Raw genomic sequence first — 4,602 nt, 5'->3', positions numbered from 1 at the left:
TCATATGCTGTTTAACCAGCGTCTGATATCGGCGGGTAAGGCGAGAGTCAATCCCGCCAACAGATAGGTTGAAATCATTCTGCAAAGTAATAACAGGTATCACGATAAATGTGTAGATACCTATGCCGTCAACGCTGGCAATCAGCCAGTGGCAATGCGGCTGGGCAAAGCTTTTCTCAAGGGAAGGCGCAGCGTAGTCATCCGCCAGAAAGTTCGCCAGCGCCTGTTTCTCAGGCCATAGATGACCAAAATGACCGATGTAGCTCTCATAACCCAGCGCGGTCAGGGAATCAGCATCCTTGCGGCTTGCGAGGCGAATTTCCAGCATAGTTTCGTCCAGTGATTAATAGGGTGATCTCGGCCGATTATCATAAAGGCAGCGACGATGGGATCCAATGCCGGCAGCCACAAAAGGTTATTGCCGCAGCGGCAGACGACAAGATTTTGCGGCGCTGTCACGTCGATGAACGCGGGTTAACAGAGCACGTTTGCCCGTGGCCGACGGCTCTCTTGCTTAATTAAGCGAACAAGACGCTACGCGAAATTTTGCGGCAGTCGTCGACTCTCGGGTTGCACTCTTCTGCAAGGCTAAGCATGGCGCGGCGCACTGCGGCGCGTCAGTACCATCAGCAGACTGGCGAGAATGCAGCCGCCGCCGATCCATCCCGATGTCGTAAGATGTTCGTTGAGCAGCAGGGCCGCCAGCAGTGCGCCGAACAGCGGCTCGGTGCCCAGCAACAGCGAAAGCCGCGAAGGCGAAGTTCGGCCGGCGGCATAATTTTGCGCGAAAAACGCGAAAAGCGTGGCAAACAATGCCAGATACAAGGTGATTCCCCAAAACTGCCACGATGCGGGCAAAGGCGGCGGCGCGCGAAACGTGATGAGCAGCAGCAACCAACTACCGGCCGCGACCACCCCGGTCTGTACCGCGGTCAGCGCCAACGCCGGCACCGGCCGGTGCGCAGTCAAGCGCCGGGTGTAACACACCAGACAGGCGCGCAGTAGCGCGGCGGCCGTCACCAGCCATTCCCCTCGGCCCAAATGCAGCGCACGCCCGCCGCATAACCAATAGACGCCCAGCAACGACAGCAGCGACGCCAGCATCAGTCTTCGGTCGAGCCGCCCCCGGCAAACCAACCATTCCACCAGCGGCGTAAAAATGACAAACAGGCTTATCAAAAAGGCCGCATTACCGGCGCTGATAATCGCCACGCCCTGCGTCTCGCAGATAAATACGCCAAGCAGAATAAGCCCCAGCGGCAGACCGGGGCGCACGGCCGCACGGCCGGCCCCGCGCAGCTGAGGCAGGGAGCACCAGAAAGGTCAACGTAAAACGCAGCGCGATAAAACCCAGTACCGGATAAAACACGAGCGCCTGTTTTGTGGCGGCATAGCTACTCCCCCAAATTACCGCTACCAGCAATAGCATGGCATCGGCTAAATGCGGCACCGGCCGGCTTTGGCGTACTGTCGCGATATTCTGCATGTCTAATCCGTAATCGATGATCTTTGGCAAGGGTTGCAGTATATTCCTTTGTTGTCTGAGCAATAATTATCTAAAATTGAACAACACTTATTCCCTATGAGAACAAATCAACTGCTACCGCTGTTGCCTAATATGGTGGTATTGGTCAAGGTGGTGGAGAAAGGCGGCTTTTCCGCCGCCGCCCGCGAATTGGGTACCACCGCCTCGGCGGTGAGCCGACAGATAGCCCGGCTGGAGCAGGCGCTTGGGTTGCGTCTTTTGGAACGCAGCACGCGCCGCCTGCGCCTGAACGAAGCGGGTAATGAGGTGTATCAATGCTGTCAGCGGATCTTGACCAGCGCCAGCGATGTTCTGGCAATTTCCGACCGGGTGATGTCCGCCCCGCAAGGCCAAGTCCGGCTGAGCGTGCCGAAAGCGCTGGGCAAATTCGTTATCGCCCCCTTGATAGGTGCTTTCTTGCAGCGTTATCCGCAGGTGGACGTTGCGCTGCAATTAACCGATACCCTGCCGGATTTGCTGGCGAGCGATCTCGATATGCTTATTGCCATCGGCGACAGACCCCCGGAGAATCTGGCCGGCCGGCCGCTGACGTTTGTGCGCCAGTTGCTGTGCGCCACGCCGCAATACCTCAACCGGCGCGGCACGCCAGAGCAGCCGGAAGATTTAGCGCGGCACGATTGTATCTGGCTGGGCGAAACCCCGGAGGATAACCGCTGGCGGTTTCGCCAGGGAGAGCAACGGCGGCAGGTTGAAGTCCAGGGCCGTTTTGTGAGTAACCACAGCGAAGCGCGCATGGCGGTTGTCCTGGATCATCTCGGCATTACCTGCCTGCCGCACTTTACCGCCGCAGCCGCCTTGGCGGAGGGGACGCTGGTGCCGGTGTTGCCCCAGTGGCGCTATGATGGCCCCTATCAGGGTACGGCCTGGGTGCTGTATCGCCCCAATCCACAGTTGCCGCCCAAGATGCGGGTGTTAATAGATTATCTGGTAGCTGCTCTGGCCGAAAACGCCGGCGGCCGCGCGGGCGCGCCGATGATTTTGTAACGGCGAGCCGATGGCAGCCGGTGAGGGAAATCGGTCAATCGTCGCGACCTGCTGATGACCGCTACCGGCAGGTGAGCGTTGCTGCAAAGGGAACAATGCCGGCAGATGACCATTGCCGAAAAGGGAAGCACGCCGGCGGATGACCGTTGCCGAAAAAAGAACAACGCCGGCAGATGACCGTTGCCGAAAAGGGAACCACGCCGGCGGATGACCGATGCCGAAAGGGAACAACGCCGGCGAATGAACGTTGCCGAAAAGGGAACTACACCGGCGGGTAACCCGTTTCGGTAAGAAATGCGATCCCGGTAATGATTTTCAGCGCCAATACCTTACCCGAAAATAAGATGCTAGATCATCTTAAAAAGCACGTTGGGCAATTTTATTGCAACGGCGGCCCGCCTTAGTCACAATGCCGGTGTCAGACCATACTATTTTTTCCGTCAACGAAAAGTGTTAGTCTTGACGTCTAATTATCCTGTTCAGAGTCATCCATGGCTTATCTCTATTTGTTTGTTGCTATTATCGCGGAAGTCATTGCTACTTCGTCCATCAAGGCCTCGGCGGGCTTTAGCAAACTCACGCCTTCGCTTTTGGTGATAGTCGGCTATGCTATCTCTTTTACCCTGTTGTCGCTGGTCCTTAAAACCGTACCCGTGGGTATCGCTTATGCAAGTTGGTCCGGGTTAGGTATTGTTTTTGTCGCCATCGTGAGCTATTTCTTGTATGGGCAAAAGTTGGATGCCGTGGCAATGTTTGGTATTGCCCTGATCATCGCCGGCGTTCTGATCATTAATCTGTTCTCCAAAACCGCCGGTCACTGACCAACCTCATTATGTTTAAACTCTAGTATTTGAGAACACAACGATGAAATCATCAAGCCAAGATTCAGAGGACCATCATATAAAACTCCGTCCGTTAGAACGTGAGGATCTGCATTTTATTCATCAGCTCAATAATAATGAGACGATGATGCGCTACTGGTTTGAAGAGCCGCATGAAGCTTATGTGGAATTGAAAGATCTTTACCAGAAGAATATTCATAATATCAGCGAGCGCCGGTTTATCATTGACAAGCTGGGCGTCAGCGTCGGGCTGGTGGAGCTGGTGGATATCGATCATATTCACCGGCGCGCCGAGTTTTCCATTTTAGTGGCACCCGAGCATCAAGGCAAAGGCTACGCCAGCGTGGCGACGCATCTGGCGCTGAACTTCGGCTTTATGGTGCTCAATCTGCATAAATTGTATTTAATCGTTGATGAAGAGAACACGAAAGCCATTCACATTTATACCAAGATGGGTTTCAAGCAGGAAGGCGTTTTGCTGCAGGAGTTTTTTATCAACGGCCAATATCGCAATACCTTGCGCATGTGCCTGTTCCAACACGAATATCAACACGCCCGCGCCGCGGCGCGTGAGCTTAAGCGCTGAATTTTGCATGGTTAGCCACACCCTAAAACCCCCGTGTTGCAGCGCTGAACAAGGCACAGACGTCGGCCGCGAGACGGCCTGAATAACCCCGAGTTTATTAGAGAGTAATTTTGGCAATACTACGCCGCTTCCTCTGATGCTAATTGCAAAGCGTAATAGTTCATTTCGGCTTCAGTAGGAGGGATGTAACCCAGCCGCCCGAGCAGCCTTCTGTTGTTGTACCAGTCCACCCAGTCCAGCGTGGCCAACTCCACTTCCGTCCGGTTTTTCCAGCTCCCGCGGTGGATAACCTCCGTTTTGTACAACCCGTTGATACTCTCTGCCATCGCATTATCGTAGGAGTCGCCGGTAGTGCCAACTGACGCCAGGATTTCAGCATCCTTCAGACGCTTTGAATACGCTAATGAAACATATTGTGAGCCTCGGTCTGAGTGATGGATCACCCCTTTCCCTGGGCGACGAGCCCAAAGCGCCTGCTCCAGCGCATCCAGCACCAGAGATGTCTCCATCGACGTTGAGACCCGCCAGCCGACGATAACGCCGGCGAACACATCGACGATAAAGGCCACATAAACGAAGCCCTGCGCCGTTCTGACGTAGGTGAAGTCCGCCACCCAAAGCTGATTGGGCCGCTCCGCCATGAA

Annotated in this window: 5 protein-coding genes and 1 pseudogene; 3 read left to right on the top strand and 3 right to left on the bottom strand. The window is 55.1% G+C overall.

What is annotated here, in order from left to right; genetic code table 11:
* Window positions 1-328 (bottom strand): annotated as a pseudogene (locus CINSTRO3249_RS12925) (hypothetical protein); the annotation flags it as partial.
* Window positions 329-588: 260 nt separating this feature from the next.
* Window positions 589-1,275 (bottom strand): DMT family transporter, encoded by a 687-nt coding sequence (locus tag CINSTRO3249_RS12920; RefSeq protein WP_217265400.1) that lies wholly within the window; start codon window positions 1,273-1,275, stop codon window positions 589-591.
* Between the two features lie 307 nt (window positions 1,276-1,582).
* Here CINSTRO3249_RS12920 and CINSTRO3249_RS12915 point away from each other — a divergent pair, with 307 nt between their 5' ends.
* The 3 genes from CINSTRO3249_RS12915 to speG all read left to right on the top strand — a co-directional run bounded on the left by CINSTRO3249_RS12915 (window position 1,583) and on the right by speG (window position 3,958).
* Window positions 1,583-2,530, top strand: coding sequence for a LysR family transcriptional regulator (locus CINSTRO3249_RS12915; RefSeq protein WP_074013574.1), 948 nt, complete (start codon window positions 1,583-1,585; stop codon window positions 2,528-2,530).
* Between the two features lie 491 nt (window positions 2,531-3,021).
* Window positions 3,022-3,351, top strand: coding sequence for a DMT family transporter (locus tag CINSTRO3249_RS12910; protein WP_074013573.1), 330 nt, complete (start codon window positions 3,022-3,024; stop codon window positions 3,349-3,351).
* Between the two features lie 43 nt (window positions 3,352-3,394).
* A complete protein-coding gene (speG, locus tag CINSTRO3249_RS12905) occupies window positions 3,395-3,958 on the top strand; it encodes a spermidine N1-acetyltransferase (RefSeq protein ID WP_074013572.1) in 564 nt (187 codons plus the stop codon).
* A 119-nt stretch (window positions 3,959-4,077) separates the two neighbouring features.
* Here the strand turns inward: speG and CINSTRO3249_RS12900 are convergent.
* Window positions 4,078-4,602: IS3 family transposase (locus tag CINSTRO3249_RS12900; protein WP_125933110.1), on the bottom strand; the 525-nt coding region annotated here is incomplete at its 5' end.

The sequence above is a fragment of the Candidatus Sodalis sp. SoCistrobi genome (genome assembly GCF_900143145.1).
GTDB lineage: Bacteria > Pseudomonadota > Gammaproteobacteria > Enterobacterales > Enterobacteriaceae > SoCistrobi.
The sequence above is the reverse complement of the archived record's forward strand: the minus strand, read 5'-3'. Positions and strand labels throughout refer to the sequence as shown.

Excerpts from the sequence above, each read along its gene's own strand:
- CINSTRO3249_RS12915 (WP_074013574.1), top strand. The coding sequence starts at position 1,583 with ATGAGAACAAATCAACTGCTACCGCTGTTGCCTAATATGGTGGTATTG.
- CINSTRO3249_RS12910 (WP_074013573.1), top strand. The coding sequence starts at position 3,022 with ATGGCTTATCTCTATTTGTTTGTTGCTATTATCGCGGAAGTCATTGCT.
- speG (WP_074013572.1), top strand. The coding sequence starts at position 3,395 with ATGAAATCATCAAGCCAAGATTCAGAGGACCATCATATAAAACTCCGT.